The sequence below is a fragment of the Flavobacterium sp. Flavsp81 genome, from assembly GCF_059491325.1.
This window is the reverse complement of sequence record NZ_CP168505.1, coordinates 4,056,583-4,080,492: the sequence shown is the minus strand read 5'-3', so window position 1 is coordinate 4,080,492 and position 23,910 is coordinate 4,056,583. Positions and strand designations below refer to the sequence as shown.

Below are 23,910 nucleotides of genomic sequence, written 5' to 3'. Positions count from 1 at the left end.
TTTAGATTTCAGATTGTTGATTTTAGATTTAGGATCTAAAATGCCAAAAATACATTTTTATTTTAGGACTTTATAATGATTAAAATTCTAATGCTGTGCTGTGTTTGATTTCTCCCATTACAAAAATACTGTTCGTATTACCAATATTTTCAATCGTTGATAATTTATTCATGACAAAATCCTGATAACTGGACATATCCTGAACCAAAATCTTCAGCATAAAATCATAATCGCCGGCAATATTATAACATTCTATAATTTCCGGAAGTGCTACAATATCTTTCACAAAATTACTTCCCACATTTTTTGCATGTTCTTTTAATCGGACATTACAAAAAACCGTCATTCCCCTATTCATTTTTTTCTTATCCAGCAAAGCTACATATTTTGTGATATAACCGTCACGTTCTAATCTTTTTATACGTTCATAAACAGGCGTTACCGTCAGGAATAGTTTGGCTGCAAGGTCTTTTGTATTGATATTGGAGTTTTCCTGAAGATGTTTAAGGATTTGTAAATCGGTTTTGTCCAAATTTTCCATAGTAATTTTTACGGCTAAAAGTTATTTTCAAAGGATTTAATAGTAATATAATCTTCATAAGCTCATTTTTAAAATACAATTTACTTAAATAACTCACAAATATAAGTTTTATAATCTAATATAATAAATTTGTACAGTAAAAAATACTGAAACAAAAATGAAAACAAATAATTTAGGTTATCCAAGAATTGGCAGCAACAGAGAGTTAAAAAAAGCCAGCGAATTGTATTGGGCAGGAAAAATTTCGGTTGATGAACTTATTGATGCCGGAAAAGAAATCCGTCTTAAAAACTGGAAATTACAATTCGAAGCCGGAGTTGATTTGATTCCGTCAAATGATTTTTCTTTTTATGATCAGGTACTTGATTTGACACTGACTGTAGGTGCAATTCCGGAACGTTATAATGATTTTGCAAAATCAAATTCTTCTATTGATTTGTATTTTGCAATGGCAAGAGGAGCACAAAAAAACGGACAGGATGTTGTAGCAATGGAAATGACAAAATGGTTCGATACCAACTATCATTATATTGTTCCTGAATTTACAAAAAATCAAAAATTCGCTTTGTTTTCAGAAAAAATAGTTGCTGAATTTAAAGAGGCAAATGATTTGGGAATTGCAACAAAACCGGTTTTAATTGGACCTATATCTTATTTACTTTTAGGAAAAGAAAAAGAAGAAGGTTTTCACCGAATTGATCTTATCGATGCATTACTTCCTGTTTATTTTGAAATTTTCGAAAAACTGCAATCAGAAAATGTTGAATATATCCAGTTAGATGAGCCATTTTTAGCTCTAAATTTAACTGATAAAGAAAGAAATACTTTCACGAAAGTATACAACGAAATCAATAAAAATTTCCCGAATATTAAAATCGTTCTGGCTAATTATTTTGATTGTTTTGGAGAAAATTTAGAAACTGTATTGGCTTTACCCGTTGATACTTTTCACTTAGATTTAGTACGCTGTCCTTCCCAATTAGATGATATTTTAAATTCAGGAAAATTAGCATCAAATGTAAATCTTTCTTTGGGAGTGGTTGACGGAAGAAATATCTGGAAAAATGACTTTAAAAATTCCTTAAACCTTATCCAAAAAGCAACGGCTGCTTTGGGAAAAAACAGAATTCTGATTGGACCTTCCTGTTCTTTAATCCACAGTCCTTGTGATTTGGATTTAGAAACTAATGATGCAACATTGACTCCTGAAATCAAACAATGGCTGGCTTTTGCTAAACAAAAAATCAACGAAATTGTTTTGTTGAAACAGTTTGCATCTAATGAAGTTAATGTAAATAATTCAATTGCATTTGAACAAAATATTATTGCCAATGAAAACCGTAAAACTTCAAAATTAATTCATAATAATGAAGTTAAAACACGTGTCGCCAACATTACAGCTTCTGATGATAAACGTAAAAGCACTTTTGCAGCAAGAAGAAAAAGTCAGATTGACGCTTTAAACCTTCCTTTATTCCCAACCACAACAATTGGTTCATTTCCACAGACTGCTGAGGTAAGAAGCTGGAGAGCAAAATTTAAAAAAGGAGAACTAACAACTGAGCAATACAATAATTTAATCGAAAAAGAAACCGAAGCTACGATTCGTTTTCAGGAAGAAACCGGAATCGATGTTTTGGTTCACGGAGAATTCGAACGTAACGACATGGTGGAATATTTTGGAGAACAATTGTCCGGATTTACGTTTACAAAAAATGGCTGGGTTCAAAGCTATGGCAGCCGTTGTGTGAAACCTCCGGTTATTTATGGTGATGTTTCAAGACCAAACCCAATGACGGTAAAATGGTCCAAATATGCTCAATCATTGACTTCAAAATGGGTAAAAGGAATGCTTACAGGTCCTGTAACTATTTTGCAATGGTCGTTTGTTCGTAACGATCAGCCACGTTCTGAAACTTGTACGCAGATTGCTTTGGCGATTCGTGATGAAGTGACAGATCTGGAAAAAGCCGGAATCAAAATCATTCAGATTGATGAACCTGCAATTCGTGAAGGGCTTCCTTTGAGAAAAGAAGAATGGGCTGCTTATCTGGATTGGGCTGTAAAAGCATTCCGTATTTCTGCAAGTGGTGTAAATGATGATACGCAAATTCACACGCATATGTGTTACAGCGAATTCAACGACATCATCCAAAATATTGCCGATATGGATGCTGATGTTATTACAATTGAATGTTCCCGTTCGCAAATGGAACTTTTAGATGCTTTTGCAGATTTTAAATATCCAAACGAAATTGGACCTGGAGTTTATGATATTCATTCTCCCCGTGTGCCATCAAGCGAAGAAATGGTAAAATTATTAGAAAAAGCCTCGGCGGTTATTCCAGTTGATCAATTATGGGTAAATCCTGATTGCGGATTAAAAACACGTCACTGGGACGAAACCAAAAAAGCTTTAATCGAGATGGTAGCTGCTGCTCAGGAAATGAGAGCTGCCGTTGAAAATACTGTGAGTTTTTAAAGTTTTAATTAGATAATTTTTGTTTTTTTAGTGTCAACAAGTGGAGTCGAAAATCTTGTAGTTATGATTTATTTCGACTTCACTTAAGTTGGCATTATTTTTTTTTAAAACACCCCTATTTCAGCTAAAGTTTTATTTCTCAAAATACAAAAAAGCACCCAAATATGAGTGCTTTTCCGAAATTGAAATATATTTCAGATTAGAAATTCTTTGAAATTCCTACAGAAAATGCTTGTCCGAAAGAAATATCAAATCTTTTTACATTGTCTCCGTTACCATTATTCCCATCATAATTTAAAGTATTATACCCTAAACCTCCAATGTTAAAGTTTAAACCAAAACCTTTATTAACATTGATAAAAATTGCCGGAGTTACACGGGCATAGAATCCGTCACCTTCATTAATAGCTCTACCCAAATTATTTGTGAAAGTATCTTTTTGATTTTGGAAACCAACTCCTAAATCAGCGTAAGCAAAAAAAGTTTGATTTAATGGCTTAGAGTATCTCAAAAAACCACCTAAAGAGAAGTTATTACTTTTGTACTCATTATTAACATTTTCTTGTTTTGAGTTTGAAACTCCGGCTTCAATACCAGCTGTCCAGTTTTGGTGAAATTGGTAACCTACTTTTGGTGAAAAACCAAAATTATTGTTTTTGGTTTCAGAACCGGAATTTGAAGTATTTACAGAATTGTAATTAAAACTTCCCATAACTAAAATTGAACCTTTTTTTTGAGCATTTGCAAAACTAAACATCGCTAACGCAGCGATAAATAACATTTTTTTCATTATAAATAATTTAAATTTAATATCCCCTTTAACAATAACGGTGCCATGGCAACTGCCTCTTATGATTTTTTTATGATTTCTTTAAAAGACAAAAATGTAGTAATCAAGAGTATTTCTGTTTACTTTTGTAACAAATAAATACTCATGTCGATAGAAGTAAACAACATATCAAAAAGTTACGGAGAGCAAAAAGCTTTAGACTCTATTTCGTTCTCAATTCAGAAAGGAGAAATCGTAGGATTCTTAGGGCCAAACGGTGCCGGAAAATCTACTTTAATGAAAATTTTGACCACGTATTTACTTGCCGATAGTGGCTCAGCCCTTGTAAATGGTCATGATGTCATGACAAACGCAAAAGCAGTACAACTTTCTATTGGTTATTTACCAGAACATAATCCGTTGTATCTGGATTTGTATGTTCGTGAGTATTTGGCTTTTAATGCAGATGTTTACCATGTTGCAAAATCAAGAATTGAAGAGGTAATTCAACTGACAGGACTGTCATCTGAAAGCCATAAAAAAATCAGTCAATTATCTAAAGGATATCGTCAGCGTGTAGGATTGGCCAATGCTTTATTGCACAATCCCGATGTTTTGATTCTGGATGAACCAACTACCGGACTGGATCCTAACCAATTAATGGAAATACGAAATGTGATTAAAAATGTCGGAAAAGACAAAACTGTTTTTTTATCGACTCACATCATGCAGGAAGTAGAAGCTATTTGCGACAGGGTAATTATTATTGACAAAGGAAAAATTGTAGCTGATAAAAAACTGGACAATTTAATTTCTGCAGATAAAGAACAAGTAATCGAAGTGGAATTTGATTATAAAATTGAAGAACAGGTAATTGCTACAATTCCACATTTAAAATCATACATAAACATACATGATTGTTTATGGGAATTAACATTTTTAGCTGAAAAAGACATGCGTCCAACTGTTTTTGATTTTGCACACGATAACGGATTGAAGACTTTGCAATTGAATCAGAAAAATAAAAATCTGGAAGCTGTATTTAGGGAAATCACTAAATAGGTTTTCATATTTCAAATAACAAAAGCTCGTTTTAAAATATTTTAAAACGAGCTTTCTTTTTTATTTTACCAATGACTTCAGGTAAATTGTAAACAATAATGACAATACAATTGCCGAAACCCGAAGTATGTTTTTTAGAATTTCGCTTCTAACGTTTACGGAAGGCAAATTAAATTTTGTCTTTAGAAAAAACACCACCATCTTTTTATAATTCAGTAAAATAAAAAATAAAACCCCAATCGTCAGCAATATCGATTGTAATAAAGCACCGACATTCATTTGATAAAAAATATTGATAAGAGTCAGATTAAAAAGCAGCGAGAACAGAATTATTGCACCAATTAATAATGTTTTTCTAAATAATAATAAATAGCCTCCCACGATTTGTATCACGGCTATTATGATTCCGAAAGTGTGTGAATATCCAAAATAAAACCAGGTCAGCCACTCACCTGTTTGCCGGTTCATCGGCATATTCGAAATTTCTGTTGGTACTATAAACTGAAGTCCGTAGAACTTCTTCCAGCCAAAAGCAGCAATATTAAAGGCAATGCAATACCGAATACTGCTATACAAAAAACCATATGTTTTTGTTGAATTGATTTTTTGCTTTTTTTCTAAAAAATGCCAAATCAGCGGAAAAAATAAAACAGCTGCCAAAGAAATTCCAATTAAGGAAAAAACCAAAACAGGAGGAAACCAGGGGATATTACCGCCATTGCCCAACAATAATAACAAAGCGGAAAACTCAAGAGCAAGAATTAAGAATGTGAAAATTTTTTTTCCAATTGAATTTGGAATTTCTAAAGAGGTTTGTTCTAACATGTTTATAGTTATTTGAATTAATATTCCACAAATTTGAATATTACTCAAACACTAAATGTTCGGATGTACCCTTTCGAACGTAATTAAGCTTCTTTTTTTACCGGAATAGCATTTGCTTTTACAAATTTTGTGGGAGACATTCCGGTATGCTTTTTAAAAGTAGTATTAAAGGTAGTTTTCGAATTAAAACCGGATTCATAAGCAATTCCCAAAACGTTTAATTGATTGTATTTGTCAGACAACAGTAATCTTTTTGCTTCTTCAATACGATACTTATTTATAAAATTATAGAAATTATCCTGATACAATTCATTAATCACAAAAGATATTTCATTGCAGCTGGCTTCTAATCTTTTGGCTAATTTTGGTAAGCTTAAATCATTCTCTAAATATACTTTTTCTGATTCTGTAAGTACTCTTAGTTTTTCATCCAGCTCTTTTAATCGGTTTCCCGATACTCTTTTTGGGCTGTCTTTTTTATATATCTGAATGGATGACAATTCATTTAATTCACTTTTGTCGAAATCAAAAATTTCTCGTTGCTGCAAGGAAAAATAGGCCAGAAAAAAGACACTAAGCAGATATAGGAAAGGTGTAAATTGAATTAAATATTCTAAATTGAAAAATACGAGATTAAACCAAACCAGCATTATCAATACCAAAATCAGCAAAAAATATTTTAGCCAGATCAGATCATTTTTTTCAGTTGAAGAGGAAATCTGACGCAGATTGCTCAAGTGTTTTTGCAATTTTATAAACGATAATATCCAATATAACAACGCCTGAAGAGGCAAAGCAATTCGCAAGACAAAAAACACTATTCGGCCCGTTTCATAACTAAATTCGATGTTTTTTCCGGTAATAAAAAAGGGAATCCTGAAAATTAAAAAAACCGTGAAAGGCAAAAAGTGCCATAAAATTTTCTTGTCAAATTTTTTATGCACAGATGTAAAATAGAGAATGCTGATATAAAGTAAGGGAGTAGTCAAAAACCTCGACAATCCAATCATTTCAAACAAACTGGAATGTTCTAAATGAAAATTTTTATAAAACAACGGTATTTCTATCATTGCCAAACCCAATGTAATAATAAATAATCCCAGATAGCTGTTTGCTGTAACATTTACTTTTCGAAGATGGACTAGCAATAAAAATCCCAGCAAAAATGCTGCTCCTGAAGTAATGCTCATTGTGATTGGAGAATTCATTATCAAAAATTACTTTTTATTAAAATTTCATCTCACAAAATAATTATTGTCTTCAAACCAATCTGCCAATCTTTGCGGCCAGGTTTTTAAAGAGTTTGTTTTTGCTCTTTTTCCCATATTAAATGCATGTCCTCCCTTAGAGTACAAATGCATTTCGACCGGAACATTTGCTTTTCGATACCCGTTTATGAGTTCAATTATGGGAGCAGAACAGCAGGAATCATCATTTGCCGCCAGTAAAAAAGCAGGTGGTGCATCAGCCTTAATCTCTTTCGGAATAAACAATGGTCCGGGATAAATCAATATTTGAAAATTAGGTTGTGTGTCCAATTTATCAATTGCATCGGAAGCATTTTTCAAAACATTATTGGAATTATAAGCAATCAAGGCCACTACTTCTCCTCCTGCTGAAAATCCCATAGCGCCAATTCGGTTGGCATCAATTTTAAATTCAGCAGCCCTGCTTCTTATTAATCTCATTGCTCTTTCTGCATCCTGCTTCACGTGAGTTTCTAATTTGTATGGGGAATCTTTTGTTCTTGCTAAACGATATTTTAAAACAAAAGCAGTTATTCCAATACTATTTAAAAATTCAGCCGCATCTTTTCCTTCTGAATTAAAAACCAGATTTTCATGCCCGCCTCCGGGGCAAATAAGTATCGCCATTCCGTTTGGTTTCTCCGGAAAATAAGCGGTTACCGAAGGATTATGAATATTCCTTACCCACCAATCCTGTGCTTGTTCAGGTTCGTTTTTACGGTTTTCAAAACCAGGAGCGCCATTTTCCCACAGGTGAATTTCAGTCCCGTTTTGTTGTGAAAATCCCTGATTACAAAAAATTAAGACAAACAAGGAAAAGCAAAATTTAATTTCCGGTTTCATTTCAATTCATTTAAACTGATTTATAAATATACTATAAAGCCTTTAATACTTCTTTCATTTCGTCTATTACAACTTTAATATCTGCTTCGTTTGTACGCCAATTTACAAATGACGCCCTGATTCCTTTACGATTTTGGTAAAAAGTTGGTGTCATAAATACTTTTCCCGTATCATTTAATTGAATCAAAAACTGACTTATTCTCTCCTGATTAAGTTCTCCTTTTAAAGTGAAACAAACATTATTTAATCGTGTTGGAGCCAATAATTCGAAATTCTCGTTTTCATTAATAAAGTTACTAAACTGTAATGCCATAGCAATACTGTTTTCTACAATATCCTGAAAGCCTTGCTTACCATATGCCAGTAATGAAAACCAAACGGGCAAGGCTCTTAAACGTCTTGAATTTTCAGGCAATACATTCAGGTAATTAAAATTCTCTAATGGATTTCCTAAATAAGGTGCATTTGAGTTCTGAAAAGTTTCAATTTGTAAAGCTGTATGCTGTTCTTTTACTAAATAAAAAGCACTTTCGTATGGAACGTTTAACCATTTATGACAATCAATTGTAATACTGTCCGCTCCTTCCCAATCTTTTACAAAATGCTTGTATTTCTCTGAAACTGCTGCAAAACCTCCAAAAGCAGCATCAATATGCCACCAGAAATTGTATTTGTCTTTAAGTTTTGAAATAGCCTCAAAATCATCAAAATCGGCTGTATTAACTGTTCCGGCACTTGAAATTAAAATAAAAGGGCTCCCGTTTAAACTCTTGATATTTTTCTCTAAATCGGCTATATCAATTGCTTCACGATTTCCCTCAATTGTTTTAATTGCAGTATAATTTTGGCTTCCAATTCCTAACATCGATAATGTTTTTATTGAAGAAGAATGTGGAGTAGCAGAAAAGATATTTATAGTTTCTGAAATTCCGTTTTTTGCAAAATCTTTCCCAAACTGTTTTCCAAACCATTGTCTGGCAACTCCTAAACAAGTGAAATTCGACATTGTTGCTCCTGTTACAAAACCTCCTAAAAATGATTTTGGAAGATCTAGTAATTGCAAAAGCAGATTAATTGTTTCAAATTCGATTAATGCCGAAGTACCTCCCTGCCCTCTTACAGCTTGTGTGTTTTGATCGTAAACTGAAGTCAGCCAATCGCCAACAATCGAAGCCGGTGTTGAACCGCCCGTTACAAAACCCCAATATCTTGGTCCGGAAGAAGCAACCATTAGCGGTGCTAATCTCGCATTAAATTCTTCCAGCGCAGCCAAAGAACCTAAACCTAAATCGTTTAATTCTCTGTTATAATCAATTGAGTTTTTATTAGAAGTAGGAACATTTTCCAGATTATTCAAAAAATCGATTCCCTGTTGTTTTGCTTTTTCTAAAATATTTTCGAAATCGTTTAGATCGTGCTGTAATATTGAATTCATATTATTTTGAAATAGTTATAAATTATATTTTTAGAATTTAGTTTTTTCGGAAAACCGTGAAATCATCATCGAACAAATCAAATCGCCATTGACATTTAATAAAGTCGCAATCGGATCAACCAAGGTTCCTAAAATCATGGCAACCGGCAACGCCTGTTCCATTGGTAATCCGTAAACGGTAATAGCCAAAACTTCTCCTATATATCCTCCATTCGGAATTCCGCCCTCAACAATCGAAACAATTACAGTAATGCCTAACGCCAAAAGTATAGTTGAAGGCTCGGTAAAATCTTTTCCAAACATGGCAAAAAGAACGGTTATTTTTAAAATCGAAGACATACTCGAACCGTCTTTATGCAAAGGCGCTCCAAGCGGAATAACCAGATTCCGGACATGTTTTGGTACGTTCATTTTTTCTGCCGCTTCCAGATTTGCAGGGATTGTTGCAATACTGCTGCAGGTTCCCACAGCCGTTAAAGCCGGTGTAATATTATTGCTCCAAAATACAATGAAAGCTCGTTTTCCACCGGCAACAAAAGCATATAAACTAAAAAATACAAAAAAGTAAAAAACACAAGCGCCATAATAAACGCCCAAAGGTTTAGCATAAACTCCAAAAAATAACTGTGGACCAAAAACTCCTACCTGATAAGCAAAATAAGCCCCCAGACCAATTGGCGCCAATTTCATAATGATATTCAGAAGTTGTTTCATGACTTCGTTTCCTGAATCCAGAAAACCTCTGAAAGCACTTCCTTTTTCTCCGGACTGCAAACTCGCAAAGCCAATTAAAAAAGAAAATATAATTAAAGCGAGCATACTTTTTCGGGACAATAATTCGAAGAAATCATTTACGGTCAGCAATTGCGCTATCTGATCTCCAATACTTCCGGATTTTATATTTTCAATGGGAACTTTAGAAATAATGATATTTTGATGAATTGGAAAAAGATAAACGGCCAAAATCATTACTATAGCCGAAATCAAAATTGTAGCTAAAAAAACAACAATCATTACAATGAACAGCTTTCCTAACTTTTCTGTTCGTTCTAAATTGGCAATAGAAGAAGCAATTGTGAAAAATATAAGTGGAATAATCGCTGTAAAAAGCAAATTCAGGAATATATCTCCGAGTGGTTTTATAACCTCAACTTTTTCTCCAAAGACTAATCCAAGAATACTTCCAACTATAATACCGCTAAGCAATAAAAGGATACTGCTGTAGCTTTGCAGAAAATTGATTTTTTTAACCTCCATAATTTTAAAGTATTGGGATTTGAAGAAATGGAATCCTGAAATAAAATCAATTAAATTACTCAAAAAAAGAGTTCAAAAATTATTTTTCTAAAACAATTGTGGTAAAATCCCGATCAACCAATTCGCCTGTTTTAGTTTTGACCTTTTCAGTTAAGGTCTCCTTGTATAAGATTTTGAACAGCGTTTTTTGAACTAATTGCTCTATTTTTTCAGTACTGTAAAGTTCAAATTCGTACTTGGTAAAAGGGAGCTGTTTCATGAAACTTTCTTCTGCAAAAGTGATACAGAAAATGCCTTTTGGTTTTAAAACCCTGTAAATTTCTGAAAGCAATTTTTCAGGATCTTGCCAGAAATAAATCGTGTTAACTGTAAATATTTTGTCGAAAAAAGTATCTTGAAACGGAATTGCATTTCCGTCATAAAGCGAAAAGAAAGCTTGCTTTTGAGAGACAAAATTTCTGTTGATCCGGCGTGCCTCCTGAAACATTAATTCAGACATTTCGAGTCCGTAGTATTTCAGGTTATCCCCTTGTTCAAATATAAATTCTACATGTCCTGCGTTTCCGTGACCCAATTCCAGAATTATATTTCCTGCTGAAATATTTAGATTTTGAATGGAATGGCGTGTCATGTTGATGTTGGTTTCATGCATCATATTGGCCATTTCTATTCCTTTCTTTCCGGTTGGAAGTTTTAATTGGGAGGCAATTTCGTGTAATTCTTCCTGTTTCATAAACTAAAAATTAAATTCCAATTAAAAAATTGCTTCGCCAATTCACTGGCGCTCGGATCCAAACTCCAAGTTGCTTGTCATTGCAAAGAACAAAGCAATCACACTACAGTTTAAGCAATGTCTGTCATTCCGAGGAACGAGGAATCCCCGCAAGGAACTCCGCAAACAAAATTGACAATTTTTGTCGAGCTACTTGCGGGGATTCCTCGTTCCTCGGAATGACAAAATTGTATTCAAAGAACTAAAAAACGAGTAAAAAACCTTTAAAAAACCTGACTCGCGATTTGGCGAATATTTTCCGATTTCCCCATTGAATAATAATGTAAAAATGGAACTCCGGCTGCTTTAAGCTCCAATGACTGCTGAATTGCCCATTCGATTCCTACCTGTTTGATTTCTGCATTATTCTTGCATTTATCAACAGCGTGAATCAAATCTTCCGGTAAATCGATACGGAAAATCTGAGGCAGAATCTGCATGTGTTTTTGAACCGCGATTGGTTTAATTCCCGGAATAATTGGCACCGTAATACCCATTTCCCTAGCTTTTTCTACAAAATTAAAATATTTTGAATTATCAAAAAACATTTGGGTTACCACATAATCAGCACCGGCATCTACTTTTTCCTTTAATCTTCTCAAATCAGACTGCAACGAAGGAGACTCTAAATGTTTCTCCGGATAACCTGCGACACCAATACAAAAATCGGCTCTATTGTCTATATCCATAACTTCATGAAGATATTTTCCACAATTCAAGTCGTTGATTTGTCGAACTAAATCGATAGCATAATGGTTACCTCCGGCTTTAGGTACAAAAGACTGTTCATCTTTCATGGCATCGCCGCGAAGCGCCATTACGTTGTTGATTCCAAGATAATGACAATCTACCAGCATGTACTCAGTTTCTTCCTGTGTAAAACCTCCGCAAAGCAGGTGTGGTACAGTGTCAACATTGTACTTGTGTTTTATAGAAGCGCAAATTCCAAGCGTTCCCGGACGCATACGAGTCAGTTTTTTATCCAAAAGCCCGTTGCCTTTATCGATATAAATATACTCTTCGCGAGAAGTCGTTACATCAATAAATGGCGGTTTAAATTCCATTAACGGATCGATATTGTCGTATAATTCCTGAATGCTTTTTCCTTTTTGAGGCGGAATAATTTCAAATGAGAATAATGTCTTTCCTTTGGCGTTTTCTATATGTTGTGTTACTTTCATTTTTGTTTTTTGTTTCAAAGTTTCAAGTTCAAAGTTTCAAGTTCTCTAGAGCAACTTGAAACTTGAAACCTGAAACCAAAATAACTTTTAGTTAATCTGCTATATTAGGGTTTAACCATTTCATTGCGTAATCTGTCGGCACATTACGTCGTTTGGCATAATCAATTACCTGATCTTCTTTTATTTTTCCTAGTCCGAAATATTTGCTTTCAGGATTTCCGAAATAATATCCTGAAACTGATGAAGCCGGCCACATTGCCATACTTTCGGTCAGGGTAACTCCAATTTCTTGTTCTACATTTAAGAGCTTCCAGATTGTTGGTTTTTCTAAATGGTCGGGACAAGCCGGATAACCCGGTGCCGGACGAATTCCTTTGTAATCTTCTGCAATCATAGCTTCTGTACTTAGGTTTTCATCAGATGAATAACCCCAGATTTCCTTACGCACTTTTTCGTGAAGATATTCGGCGAAAGCCTCCGCAAAACGATCAGCTAATGCTTTTACCATAATCGAATTGTAGTCGTCCAGATCTTTTTCAAATTCGGCAGCCCATTCATCAACACCAAAACCGGTTGTTACACAGAATGCACCCATATAATCAATTTTTCCGCTTTCTTTTGGCGCAATAAAATCTGCTAATGCGATGTTCGGCGCACCTTTTGTTTTTTGTGATTGCTGGCGCAAAGTCAAAAATGTCTGTAATGGTTTTCCGTTTTCATCTGTCAGTTCAATATCATCATCGTTGATTTGATTCGCAGGGAAAATACCATAAATTCCTTTGGCTTGTAATTTCTTTTCTGCCAAAATCACTTTCAGCATTTCCTGAGCATCAGCAAAAACCGAGGTTGCCTGCTCGCCTACAACCTCATCGGTTAAAATCGCCGGATATTTCCCAAACAATTCCCATGTTCTGAAAAACGGCGTCCAGTCGATATACGGAACCAAAACATCCAAATCTACTTCGATAACCTGTTCTCCTATTATATTTGGTTTCACCGGAGTGAAATTTTCCCAATCCAATTGCAATTTATTTTTTCTTGCCTGCTCGATTGTCAGGAAGTTTTTATCTCTCGAACGATTTAAAAATGTTTCCCTAAACGCATCGTATTCTGCACGAATATCGCTTGCATATATTTTACGGTTATGATCTAAAAGATTTCCTGCAACCGTAACGGCGCGCGAAGCATCGTTTACGTGAATGACAGTTTCTCTGTATTGAGGTGCAATTTTAACGGCGGTATGCGCACGCGAAGTGGTTGCCCCACCAATCATAATCGGAATCTTAATATTTTGTTTGTCTAATTCTTTGGCCAGATACACCATTTCGTCAAGCGAAGGTGTGATCAGTCCGCTTAAACCGATAATGTCGACATTATGTTCAATCGCAGCGGCAATAATTTTTTCCGGAGGCACCATCACACCAAGATCGACGATCTCGTAATTGTTACAGGCCAAAACCACCGAAACAATATTTTTACCAATATCGTGAACATCGCCTTTTACGGTTGCCATCAATATTTTTCCGTTTCCTTGTTTGTCGCCGGCTTGTTTGCTTGCTTCAATGTAAGGCAATAAATAAGCTACGGCTTTTTTCATTACACGAGCCGATTTTACTACCTGAGGCAGGAACATTTTTCCGCTTCCGAATAAATCTCCAACCACATTCATTCCCGTCATCAAATTGATTTCGATAACCTCAATTGGTTTTGTTGCCGCTAAACGAGCCTCTTCAACATCAATTTCTATAAAAGCATCAACACCTTTTACTAATGAATGCGTAATTCTCTCCTGAACTGTTCCTAAACGCCATTCCTGAATCGCTTTTTCATCTGATTTTACTTCGCCTTTTACATTCTCCGCAAAATCCAGAAGCCGTTCAGTTGCATCGTCGCGTCTGTTTAAGATTACGTCTTCTACGTGTTCTAATAAATCTTTCGGAATATCATCATATATAGAAAGCATCTCCGGATTTACGATTCCCATTGTCATTCCGTGCTGAATCGCATGGTATAAAAACACCGAGTGCATCGCTTCACGAACTGTGTCATTTCCTCTAAAAGAAAACGAAACGTTGCTCACTCCACCACTGATGTGTGCGTGGGGCAGGTTTTCGCGAACCCATTTTGTACCTCTAAAAAAATCAATCGCATTCAAACGATGCTCATCCATTCCGGTTGCAACGGGAAAAATATTCAAATCGAAAATAATATCCTGTGGAGGAAAACCCACTTTGTTAACCAAAATATCATACGAACGCTGACAAATTTCTACTCTTCGATCAAAATTATCGGCCTGACCTACTTCGTCAAAAGCCATGATAATAGCCGCAGCTCCATAACGCTTGATTAATTTGGCGTGATGAATAAAGGCTTCTTCACCTTCTTTCAACGAAATCGAGTTGACAACACTTTTCCCCTGTACTACTTTCAGACCTGCTTCGATAATTTCCCATTTCGAGCTGTCGATCATTATCGGCACTCTCGAAATATCCGGTTCTGATGCAATTAAATTCAGGAATTTTGTCATTGCCTGAACACCGTCAAGCATTCCTTCATCCATATTAATATCGATGATTTGTGCTCCACCTTCTACCTGTTGTCTTGCAATATCAAGCGCCTCGTCATATTTCTCTTCCTTGATCAGGCGAAGGAATTTTCGCGATCCCGTTACATTCGTACGCTCCCCAACGTTTACAAAAACACTTTCGGGCGTAATAATCAACGGTTCTAATCCTGCTAATACAAGGTCTCTTCTTTTTTCTGCCATTTCTTTTTAAGTTACTAAGATTCTAAGTTGCTTAGATTCTGAGTTTTTCAATTCTATTTTTATAAGGTTATAACCTTTATCTTCTATTTTGGGCGTGTCCCAAGGGCCGGGCTATCCGTTACAAGTCCTCAACCAATTCCGTTATCACTGCATTGGTCTGCGGGCTTTTCACTTCTATCCCTCACGCTATCTCGGTTTTATAATAAATTTATTTGTTCCGAGATTAATTGTCTTTTTCTTAATTCAAAATCATTTCCATTTTGACTTCTCTATGTATTTACATGTTACACCGCCATCATAGATATAATATTTAGTTTTAGTAAAACCCGCTTTAACTAGTGCAAGTGAATCGGGTTTTAATTCTTCTTCCAAAATAATATAATGTTCATTTGGGTTATTTAAATCGTATTTTACTTTATAAAACTTATCTACAAGACCTCCATCTTCGCTATAAATTTCAGACAAGATTTTTTTATTTGCATAAAAATAATATCTTAAATAATCTCTTTTTCCTTTACGTTCAAATCTAGTCGCAAGTCCAATCGTTTCACCTTTAAATGTCTTCTTATATTCATCATATTTATTGCCATTCTTAATTGAAAAAACAACAGATAAAAATATTAGTGCAAAAAAAATTATTCCTATAATCTTCTCAGCTTTATTTAAATCTCTTTTATTTTCTGCCATTTTTATTTTTCAAAAGGAATAAATCTATGTATATATCTTTCTTATGAAACTTTTATGCTCATTCAACCTCCAAGGCTTTCAAACCTTGGATATTTGCTTTTTTATTCGTCAACAATTTATACCTACAAGCTTTCGGAAACCTTTTAGGAAATTCAAAAATTATACTAAAACAGGTGCCACACGTGGCTTATAATCCTTCGCCACTTCAGCAATTAATCGAATATGATCCGGAGTTGTTCCGCAACAACCACCAATAATGTTGATTAAATTATCCTCTAAATATTCTTTGATTAAGGCCTGAGTTTGTTCCGGCGTTTCATCATATTGTCCAAATGCATTTGGCAAACCTGCATTTGGATGTGCTGAAACGTTGAACTGTGTATGCTGCGATAATGTTTTTAAATACGGCTTCAACAAATCGGCTCCAAGAGCGCAATTAAAACCTACACTTAATAACGGAATATGCGAAACTGAAATCAAAAACGCTTCCACCGTTTGCCCGGAAAGTGTTCTTCCTGACGCATCGGTAATCGTTCCGGAAACCATGATTGGAATATCAATATTACGTTCGTCTTTTACTTCTTCTATGGCGAAAAGTGCTGCTTTGGCATTTAACGTATCGAAAATAGTTTCTACCAAAAGTAAATCGCATCCTCCATCCATTAAGGCTTCTACTTGTTGTTTGTAGGCAATACGCAAATCATCAAAAGTGACGGCTCTGTAACCCGGATCGTTTACGTCCGGCGACATGCTTGCCGTTCTGTTCGTTGGACCGATGGATCCGGCAACAAAACGGGGTTTGTCTGGATTTTTAGCGGTGAATTCATCAGCAACTTCACGGGCAATTTTAGCCGATTCGTAATTTAATTCATAAACCAAATCTTCCAGGAAATAATCGGCCATACCGATTGTGGTTCCTGAAAAAGTATTGGTTTCTACAATGTCTGCTCCGGCCTCGTAATAAGCGGCATGAACATCGCGGATTGCCTGCGGTTGTGTTATGGATAGTAAATCGTTGTTTCCTTTTAAGGGATGTGGAAAATCTTTGAAACGCTCTCCACGAAAATCTTCTTCCGAGAAATTATAGCGCTGCAGCATGGTTCCCATTGCCCCGTCTAGAATTAGGATATTTTTTTTGATTGCTTCCTGAATTGTTATTGACATGTTTTTTATTTTTTAGCTACTAAGTCCCTAAGGCGCTAAGATGCTAAGTTTTTTACTTAATTATATTCCCGGATTTAAACCTTAGCAGGTTTTAAAATCTGTCGGGTTTAACTCTGGATGTTTTGATTCACATTAATTCCAAAAGTTCACTATTGCCGGCTCGATAGCCCCGATTGAGCCATTATCCTCGCAGTGAAACGGAGAGATAAAGGCGAAAAGCGGGAACCCATGACTGCAAAAAATGCGTCAATGATTCGCTCATGATACTGAAATTAATTCAGTAAAATTATATTGTAATGTTGTCAGGAAAAGTTTGAGAAATACTTTGTGTATTTGTGTTATCTATCTTGAATACTTTGTTGGTATTAAGTAGAATGTAGCACCTTCTTTATGGTAAAGGGTTGCTAAGGTTTCATCGGGTCTTTCCCTCCGCCTTTCGTGATAACTGACAATAAAAATAGGAACGGCGCAAAGTTATGAAATAGCCTTACGACTTGCAAGTGTTTTTTTAAGTTTCTAAGTTGCTTAGATTCTGAGGCTCTAAGTTTTTTTAAAAGACGCTGGTTTTAAAATTTTTTTCGACAAAAAAGCCCAAACTTTTCAGTTTGGGCGTTTTATATAAACCTTAGTGTCTTAGAAACTTAGTATCTTAGAAGCTCAGACTAAACTATTGCCTTAACAACCGCTTTCGGAGCTTCTTTACGAGTTCCGTCAAAACCATCAACACCTGAAACAGTTGTATATTTCAATACATATTTTTTACCCGGATTGATAATTTGGTAGGCTGCCTGACACATTAAAGTCGCTTCGTGGAAACCGCAAAGGATCAATTTTAATTTACCAGGATAGGTGTTAACGTCTCCGATAGCAAAGATTCCCGGAATATTGGTTTGGTAATCTAAAGCATTGTTTACTTTAATCGCGTTTTTCTCGATTTCTAACCCCCAGTCTGCGATTGGTCCTAATTTTGGCGTCAATCCGAAAAGTGGAATAAAGAAATCTGTTTCGATTTTACGGTGTGCGCCGTTTTCTTCGATATCCAAAGATTCAACATGCTCTGCTCCGTTGATTCCTATAACTTCTGCCGGTGTGATTAATTTAATTTTTCCTGCAGTTTTTAATTCCTGTACTTTTTCTACAGAATCCAATGCTCCTCTAAATTCGTTTCTACGGTGAATTAAAGTTACTTCTGAAGCTACATTAGCAAGGAAAATACTCCAGTCTAATGCTGAATCTCCTCCTCCTGCAATTACAACTCTTTTGTCTCTGAATTTTTCAGGATTTTTAATGAAGTATTTTACTCCTTTATCTTCATAAAACTCGATATCTTCTATAAGTGGTTTGCGAGGCTCAAAACTTCCTAAACCTCCTGCAATAGCAATCACCGGCGCATGAAATCTGGTTCCTTTATTTGAAGTAACAATAAAGCTTCCGTCTTCTTGTTTTTCGATAGTCTCTGCGCGTTCTCCTAAGGTATAACCCGGCTCAAATTGTTTAATTTGTTCCTGTAAGTTATCAATTAAATCTCCTGCCAATACTTCCGGAAAACCAGGAATGTCATAAATAGGTTTTTTAGGATACAATTCTGAAAGTTGTCCTCCTGCTTGTGGTAAAGCATCTAAAATATGGCATTTTAATTTTAATAATCCTGCCTCGAATACGGCAAACAAACCTGTTGGTCCTGCTCCAATTATAAGTATATCTGTTTTAATCATTATGTTGTTGTTTATAATCATTCTTAATAATACAAAGAAACGAATAATTTATTCTAATTTCACTGATTTTTATCATTCATTCTTTGCGAAATTTTTACTCTTTATTTTTTAATGAAGCGGTTATTTCATTCATCTTTTTTACCTTATCTTCAAAATCACCTTTTAAAGTTTTCCGGTATTCATTAAGGTTTTCAACCATTTGATTGATATCTTCAGGAATTACTTCTTCGAAAAACTCCCGCAGCCTTTTGGCTGTTGTTGGTGATTTTCCATTGGTCGAAATGGCAATTTTTACATTTCCTTTTGTTACGATTCCGCCTAAATAATAATCACATAAATCTGGCGTATCGGCAATATTGCAAATCAAATAACGCTTTCGGGACAAATCGTATATCTTTTTATTGACTTTCAAATCATCGGTACAAGCAATTACCATGTGACGCTTTTTGAGCATTTTCTTTTTGAACTTCGAATGTGTCAGTTTAATCGAAGGATGTTTCTCAGCCAAAACCTGAATATCAAGATGAAAGACTGGCGCCACCACTTCAACATTTGCATTTGGACTCGATTTTAATAAAAAAGAAAGCTTTTCTAAACCAACATTTCCCCCGCCCACAATCAGTACATTCAGATTGTGAAGTTTTAAGAATATCGGATATAATTCGTTTTGTTCCATTTTAATTTATTTTCATCAGCCAAAATTAGATGATTTATATTTTATTGAACCATCGGATTAAAATCCGGCGCTACAATATTTGTCATTTCTACGAAATTTTTCTATCGTACAATTTCTTTTGACAGAAACTCTTCGTAAAATCCTTTTAATTTATTGCTTTCGCTTTCATCGGATTAAAATCCGACGCTACAATATTTACCGTTCCTACGGAACTTTATTGAACTATTTCTTTAGCCAGAAACTCTTCATAAAATCCTTTTAATTTCCTGCTTTCGCGAACGACTTCTCCGAGAACAATTATTGCCGGCGAACTCAATTTTTGTTCTTTTACGATTTTCAAAATTGAATCTACTGTTCCAACGCCTGTTTTTTCTTCGGTTGTTGTTCCGTTTTGAATGATCGCAACTGGCAAATCTCCCTTGTCTTCTTTTTGAAATAACTCAATAATTTGAGGCAATTTATGCATTCCCATCAAAATCACGACTGTTGCCGATGACTGCGCTGCCAAAGCTACGTCTGAAGATAATCTTTTGTCGGAAGTTGTGCCTGTAATCGCCCAAAAACTTTCAGAAACGCTTCTTTTTGTAATGGAAATTCCCTGACTCGCCGGAACTGCAACTACTGAAGAAATTCCCGGAATTACAGTTGTTTCGATTCCGAAACTTTCTGCAAATTCTATTTCTTCACTTCCACGCCCGAAAACAAAAGGATCTCCGCCTTTTAAACGTACTACATTTCCGTAAGTCAATGCATTATCTACAATCAACTGATTAATCTGGTCCTGCGTATAAGCGTGATTCCCAATTTGTTTTCCAACAAAAATTTTGATGGAATCCTTTGGAGCATGTGCTAATATTTCATCATTCGCCAAGGCGTCATACAAAACCACATTCGCTTCAGCCAATGCTTTTACACCTTTTAGCGTAAGCAATTCCGGATCGCCGGGACCTGCACCGACTAAAGTTACTTTTGGTTTGATATTATGCATTAGCTAATTCCTGTGCTCTGTATTTTTCAATTATATCAAAAAACGCAATTCCTTCCTGAATATATTTTTTTGCAAATGCTTCAGTTGGTTCATTTGTATTGATTTGATATACCAATTCTCTGAATGTTGTTGGCAATTCAATTTTAGAAGTTGCAATGAAAACAGTATCAAACAAATCAATAATTCCAGCGTGATTATTAGTTTTTTCGTTTTCTGAAAGCAATAATGCTTTTGCACCGTTTACAAATCCGGCATACGCATGATAAATAGCATCTGACCATTTACCTTCGTCGAAAGATTCCTGAGCGAAAGTCAATTTATCTTTGGCTTCTAATAATAAAGTAGCTACTAAATCGATCACAACTCCTGCACATTCTCCAACTCCAACTGCTTTTACATAGTTATCTGCGTTACCCCAGTCAATAAAATCAGCTTCTGTTAAATTGGTTACATCTGCGAAAGGTTTTAAGATTTCATAGAAATACTTTTCTCCTTTAGCATCATAATAATTTAGGAATTTCTGTCCGCTTCCATTTGCATCGTAATCATTTAAGATTGTACGTAATGCATCTGGTCCTCTTCTACTTGGTATTTTAATTACTTTATCTGCAAAACGTCCTTCTCCATTTCCTAATCTTCCTCCACCTAATAAAACCTGCAATGCCGGAGCTACTAATTTTCCTGAATTGATTGACATTCCCTGAAAACCAATTGCCGACATATTATGTTGTCCGCAAGCGTTCATACAACCACTGATTTTGATTTCAATTTCGGTATTGTTGCTGTATTGCGGGTATTCTGCTTTGATTACTTTTTCTAACTCATCTGCAATTCCGGTACTGCTCGCAATTCCTAAATTACAAGTATCGGTTCCCGGACAAGCAGTGATATCGCCAATGGTATTGTAACCTAAAGCAACCATATCTAATTTGGCTAATTCCTGATAAAAGAAAGGTAAATTTTCTTCTTTTATGTGACGAATTACAATATTCTGACGCAATGAAAAACGTAATTCATTTGCTCCGTAATTTTTAATCAAATCAGCTAAAAGTCTTGCTTTATCAGTATAAAAATCTCCTAATAAAACTTTGATTCCAATAGCGTAATAACCTGCTTGTTTCTGAGCAATTACATTCAATTTTTTCCAGGCTTCATAGGCCGCTGTGTCATCGATTGTAACCTGAGGCGCCTCTAGTAACGGCTCCGGAATTGGTCCTTCAAAAGCAGTGGTGTCAATTTCGTATGTTTCAAAAGCAATTGCTTTTTTCTCTTTTTCAACCAAATCAAGGAAAACATCTTTCCCAATTTCTTTGATTAAGAATTTCATACGTGCTTTCATTCTTTTGGCACGCTCACCATATCGGTCAAAAATACGGATGATTCCTTCAGCTGTTGGAATGATTTGATTTACCGGAATAAATTCTGAAAGCAATTCGGCATGAGCAGGCTGTGAACCTAAACCTCCACCAAAAACTACTTTAAAACCACGCTCTCCATTTACAATTTTTGGAATAAACCCTAAATCGTGCAAATAACTCAAAGCGGTATCTTCATCAGATGATGAGAACGAAATTTTGAATTTACGTCCCATTTCCTGACAAATAGGATTTCTCAATAAATATTGAAACATTCCGTGTGCGTAAGGCGTAACATCAAATGGTTCGTTTACATCTACACCTGCTAATTCGCTTCCTGTAATATTTCTAACTGTGTTACCACAAGCTTCACGCAATGTAATATCGTCTTTGGCAAGGTTTGCCCAAAGTTCAGGAGTTCTGTCTAAACTTACGTAGTGAATCTGAATATCCTGACGTGTTGTAATGTGCAAACGTCCTGTAGAATATTCATCAGAAACTTTAGTAATACGCACTAATTGCTCGCTGGTCACTTTACCATAAGGCAATTTGATACGAATCATCTGAACACCTTCCTGACGCTGTCCGTAAATTCCACGCGCTAAACGAAGACTACGAAAACGCTCATCATCAATTTTTCCTCCGCGGAATAAATGAATCTTTTTTTCTAAATCGATAATCTCTTTCTGAACTATCGGATTTTCTATTTCTGTTCTAAAACTTTCCATATTTTTTAGTTTATGGTTGGCGGTTGGCGGTTGTTGGCAGTATAATTATCAACTAAAAACCATCAACTATCAACTATTTTATGAATCCAACTCCTGCTGTTGTATTTGTTGCCGCATCAATTAAGATAAAAGCTCCGTTTGATTTATTTTCGTTATAAGAATCAAAGTATAAAGGCTTGCTTAATTTGATACTTACTTCTCCTATTTCATTAATTGCTAATTGTGAAGCCGGAGTTGTTCCTGAATAATCGGTAGCGATTGTGTTCTTAACACTTTCTATTTTTGCTAAAACCCTGTTTGTGTTGTGTTGTACAAAATATTTAGTTCCAGGAACCAATTTTTTGCTGTCCATCCAACAAATAGTAGTTTCAATATCTTTTTCAATTTTTGGAAGCTCTGACGATTTTACAATCATATCACCTCTTGTTACATTGATATCATTATCTAATTCAATTGTAATTGAAGAACCTGCAGCTGCTTCATCAAATGTTTTATCAAAAAAGTGAATTTTTGTCACTTTCGATTCGGTTAAAGAAGGTAAAACTGTTACAGCATCCCCAACTTTTATTGAATTTCCGTATAATTTTCCTGCGTAACCTCTAAAATCATGATATTCTTCTGTTTTTGGACGAATCACAGTCTGAACCGGGAAACGTGCTTTTCCTGTTTCAAAAACATCTGAAGAATGTAATGCTTCTAAATGTTCCAAAACAGTTTGACCATCATACCATTTCATGTTTTCAGATTTATCAACTACATTTCCACCATTGATTGCGCTTAACGGAATGTAACTTACGTTTTGCTCCTTGAAAGTACTTTTAGCATTCAATGCCTGGAAATCGGCTTTGATTTTATTGAAAACTTCTTCAGAATAATCAACTAAATCCATTTTGTTGATCGCAATGATTACCTCTTTTACTCTCAATAAATTATTGATAAAAAAGTGACGATAAGTCTGCTCGATAACTCCCTTTCTGGCATCAATTAAAATGATTGAAACCTGAGAAGTCGAAGCTCCCGTAACCATGTTTCTTGTATATTCTACGTGGCCCGGAGTATCTGCAATAATGTAACTTTTCTTTGCTGTCGAAAAATAAATATGCGCTACATCGATTGTAATTCCTTGTTCTCTTTCTGCTACCAATCCGTCAGTTGCCAATGAGAAATCAAGATAATCGTATCCTTTTTGCTTACTGCTCTTTTCGATTGCTTCAATTTTATCTGTAGTCAATGATTTTGTATCATACAATAATCTTCCGATCAAAGTACTTTTTCCGTCATCTACACTTCCTGCTGTTGCTATTTTTAAAACTTCCATTCTGTATATTTTGTTTCAGGTTTAAAGTTTCAGGTTGTCTTAGAAACTATAATCTGTATGTTTTTTGAATTTTATTTTAGAGACTTTTAATTTTTAAT

Annotated in this window: 19 protein-coding genes and 1 riboswitch; of the genes, 2 read left to right on the top strand and 17 right to left on the bottom strand. The window is 35.1% G+C overall.

The genetic code is table 11. The features are described from left to right. Nucleotides 1–79: 79 nt before the first annotated feature. A complete protein-coding gene (locus ACEN92_RS17190) occupies nt 80–541 on the bottom strand; it encodes an Lrp/AsnC family transcriptional regulator (protein WP_127337816.1) in 462 nt (153 codons plus the stop codon). Nucleotides 542–698: 157 nt separating this feature from the next. Between ACEN92_RS17190 and metE the strand changes: the two genes are divergently transcribed. After that, nucleotides 699–3,023 (top strand): 5-methyltetrahydropteroyltriglutamate--homocysteine S-methyltransferase, encoded by a 2,325-nt coding sequence (gene metE / locus ACEN92_RS17185; protein WP_495639559.1) that lies wholly within the window; start codon nt 699–701, stop codon nt 3,021–3,023. 199 nt (nt 3,024–3,222) lie between these two features. Here the strand turns inward: metE and ACEN92_RS17180 are convergent, their stop codons facing one another. Continuing rightward, nucleotides 3,223–3,813: an outer membrane beta-barrel protein gene (locus ACEN92_RS17180; RefSeq protein WP_495639558.1), complete on the bottom strand. Its 591-nt coding sequence runs from the start codon at nt 3,811–3,813 to the stop codon at nt 3,223–3,225. 144 nt (nt 3,814–3,957) lie between these two features. Between ACEN92_RS17180 and gldA the strand changes: the two genes are divergently transcribed. After that, the gene (gene gldA, locus ACEN92_RS17175; protein ID WP_495639557.1) at nt 3,958–4,854 is read left to right on the top strand and encodes a gliding motility-associated ABC transporter ATP-binding subunit GldA; all 897 of its coding nucleotides are present in this window, start codon (nt 3,958–3,960) and stop codon (nt 4,852–4,854) included. 60 nt (nt 4,855–4,914) lie between these two features. Here the strand turns inward: gldA and ACEN92_RS17170 are convergent, their stop codons facing one another. The 15 genes from ACEN92_RS17170 to ACEN92_RS17100 form a co-directional block, all read right to left on the bottom strand. Beyond that, nucleotides 4,915–5,679: a hypothetical protein gene (locus ACEN92_RS17170; RefSeq protein ID WP_495639556.1), complete on the bottom strand. Its 765-nt coding sequence runs from the start codon at nt 5,677–5,679 to the stop codon at nt 4,915–4,917. An 83-nt stretch (nt 5,680–5,762) separates the two neighbouring features. Next, nucleotides 5,763–6,887, bottom strand: coding sequence for a helix-turn-helix domain-containing protein (locus tag ACEN92_RS17165; protein WP_495639555.1), 1,125 nt, complete (start codon nt 6,885–6,887; stop codon nt 5,763–5,765). Between the two features lie 27 nt (nt 6,888–6,914). After that, entirely contained in the window at nt 6,915–7,769 is an 855-nt protein-coding gene (locus ACEN92_RS17160; RefSeq protein ID WP_495639554.1) for an alpha/beta hydrolase, read from the bottom strand. Nucleotides 7,770–7,800: 31 nt separating this feature from the next. Beyond that, a complete protein-coding gene (locus ACEN92_RS17155) occupies nt 7,801–9,204 on the bottom strand; it encodes a pyridoxal phosphate-dependent decarboxylase family protein (RefSeq protein ID WP_495639553.1) in 1,404 nt (467 codons plus the stop codon). 30 nt (nt 9,205–9,234) lie between these two features. Next, nucleotides 9,235–10,461 carry a dicarboxylate/amino acid:cation symporter gene (locus tag ACEN92_RS17150; RefSeq protein WP_495639552.1) on the bottom strand — a complete coding sequence of 409 codons (1,227 nt, stop codon included), beginning with the start codon at nt 10,459–10,461 and terminating at the stop codon, nt 9,235–9,237. Between the two features lie 79 nt (nt 10,462–10,540). Beyond that, nucleotides 10,541–11,194, bottom strand: coding sequence for a class I SAM-dependent methyltransferase (locus ACEN92_RS17145; protein ID WP_495639551.1), 654 nt, complete (start codon nt 11,192–11,194; stop codon nt 10,541–10,543). Nucleotides 11,195–11,457: 263 nt separating this feature from the next. Further along, the gene (gene metF / locus ACEN92_RS17140) at nt 11,458–12,414 is read right to left on the bottom strand and encodes a methylenetetrahydrofolate reductase [NAD(P)H] (protein WP_495639550.1); all 957 of its coding nucleotides are present in this window, start codon (nt 12,412–12,414) and stop codon (nt 11,458–11,460) included. A 91-nt stretch (nt 12,415–12,505) separates the two neighbouring features. Beyond that, nucleotides 12,506–15,181: a methionine synthase gene (gene metH / locus ACEN92_RS17135; protein WP_495639549.1), complete on the bottom strand. Its 2,676-nt coding sequence runs from the start codon at nt 15,179–15,181 to the stop codon at nt 12,506–12,508. 249 nt (nt 15,182–15,430) lie between these two features. Next, nucleotides 15,431–15,868 (bottom strand): hypothetical protein, encoded by a 438-nt coding sequence (locus ACEN92_RS17130; protein ID WP_495639548.1) that lies wholly within the window; start codon nt 15,866–15,868, stop codon nt 15,431–15,433. Nucleotides 15,869–16,027: 159 nt separating this feature from the next. Next, on the bottom strand, nt 16,028–17,032 hold the full coding sequence (locus ACEN92_RS17125; RefSeq protein WP_495639547.1) for a homocysteine S-methyltransferase family protein: 1,005 nt from the start codon (nt 17,030–17,032) through the stop codon (nt 16,028–16,030). A 335-nt stretch (nt 17,033–17,367) separates the two neighbouring features. After that, nucleotides 17,368–17,480, bottom strand: a riboswitch (SAM riboswitch). Between the two features lie 214 nt (nt 17,481–17,694). Beyond that, nucleotides 17,695–18,747 (bottom strand): NAD(P)/FAD-dependent oxidoreductase, encoded by a 1,053-nt coding sequence (locus ACEN92_RS17120; protein ID WP_495639546.1) that lies wholly within the window; start codon nt 18,745–18,747, stop codon nt 17,695–17,697. Between the two features lie 94 nt (nt 18,748–18,841). Continuing rightward, nucleotides 18,842–19,423, bottom strand: coding sequence for a precorrin-2 dehydrogenase/sirohydrochlorin ferrochelatase family protein (locus ACEN92_RS17115; RefSeq protein WP_495639545.1), 582 nt, complete (start codon nt 19,421–19,423; stop codon nt 18,842–18,844). A 214-nt stretch (nt 19,424–19,637) separates the two neighbouring features. Continuing rightward, nucleotides 19,638–20,411: a uroporphyrinogen-III C-methyltransferase gene (gene cobA / locus ACEN92_RS17110; RefSeq protein WP_495639544.1), complete on the bottom strand. Its 774-nt coding sequence runs from the start codon at nt 20,409–20,411 to the stop codon at nt 19,638–19,640. Further along, nucleotides 20,404–22,494 carry a ferredoxin-like domain-containing protein gene (locus tag ACEN92_RS17105; protein WP_495639543.1) on the bottom strand — a complete coding sequence of 697 codons (2,091 nt, stop codon included), beginning with the start codon at nt 22,492–22,494 and terminating at the stop codon, nt 20,404–20,406. The genes cobA and ACEN92_RS17105 overlap by 8 nt, the downstream gene beginning before the upstream one ends. Nucleotides 22,495–22,567: 73 nt before the next feature. Continuing rightward, a complete protein-coding gene (locus tag ACEN92_RS17100; RefSeq protein ID WP_495639542.1) occupies nt 22,568–23,812 on the bottom strand; it encodes a sulfate adenylyltransferase subunit 1 in 1,245 nt (414 codons plus the stop codon). Nucleotides 23,813–23,910: the final 98 nt, after the last annotated feature.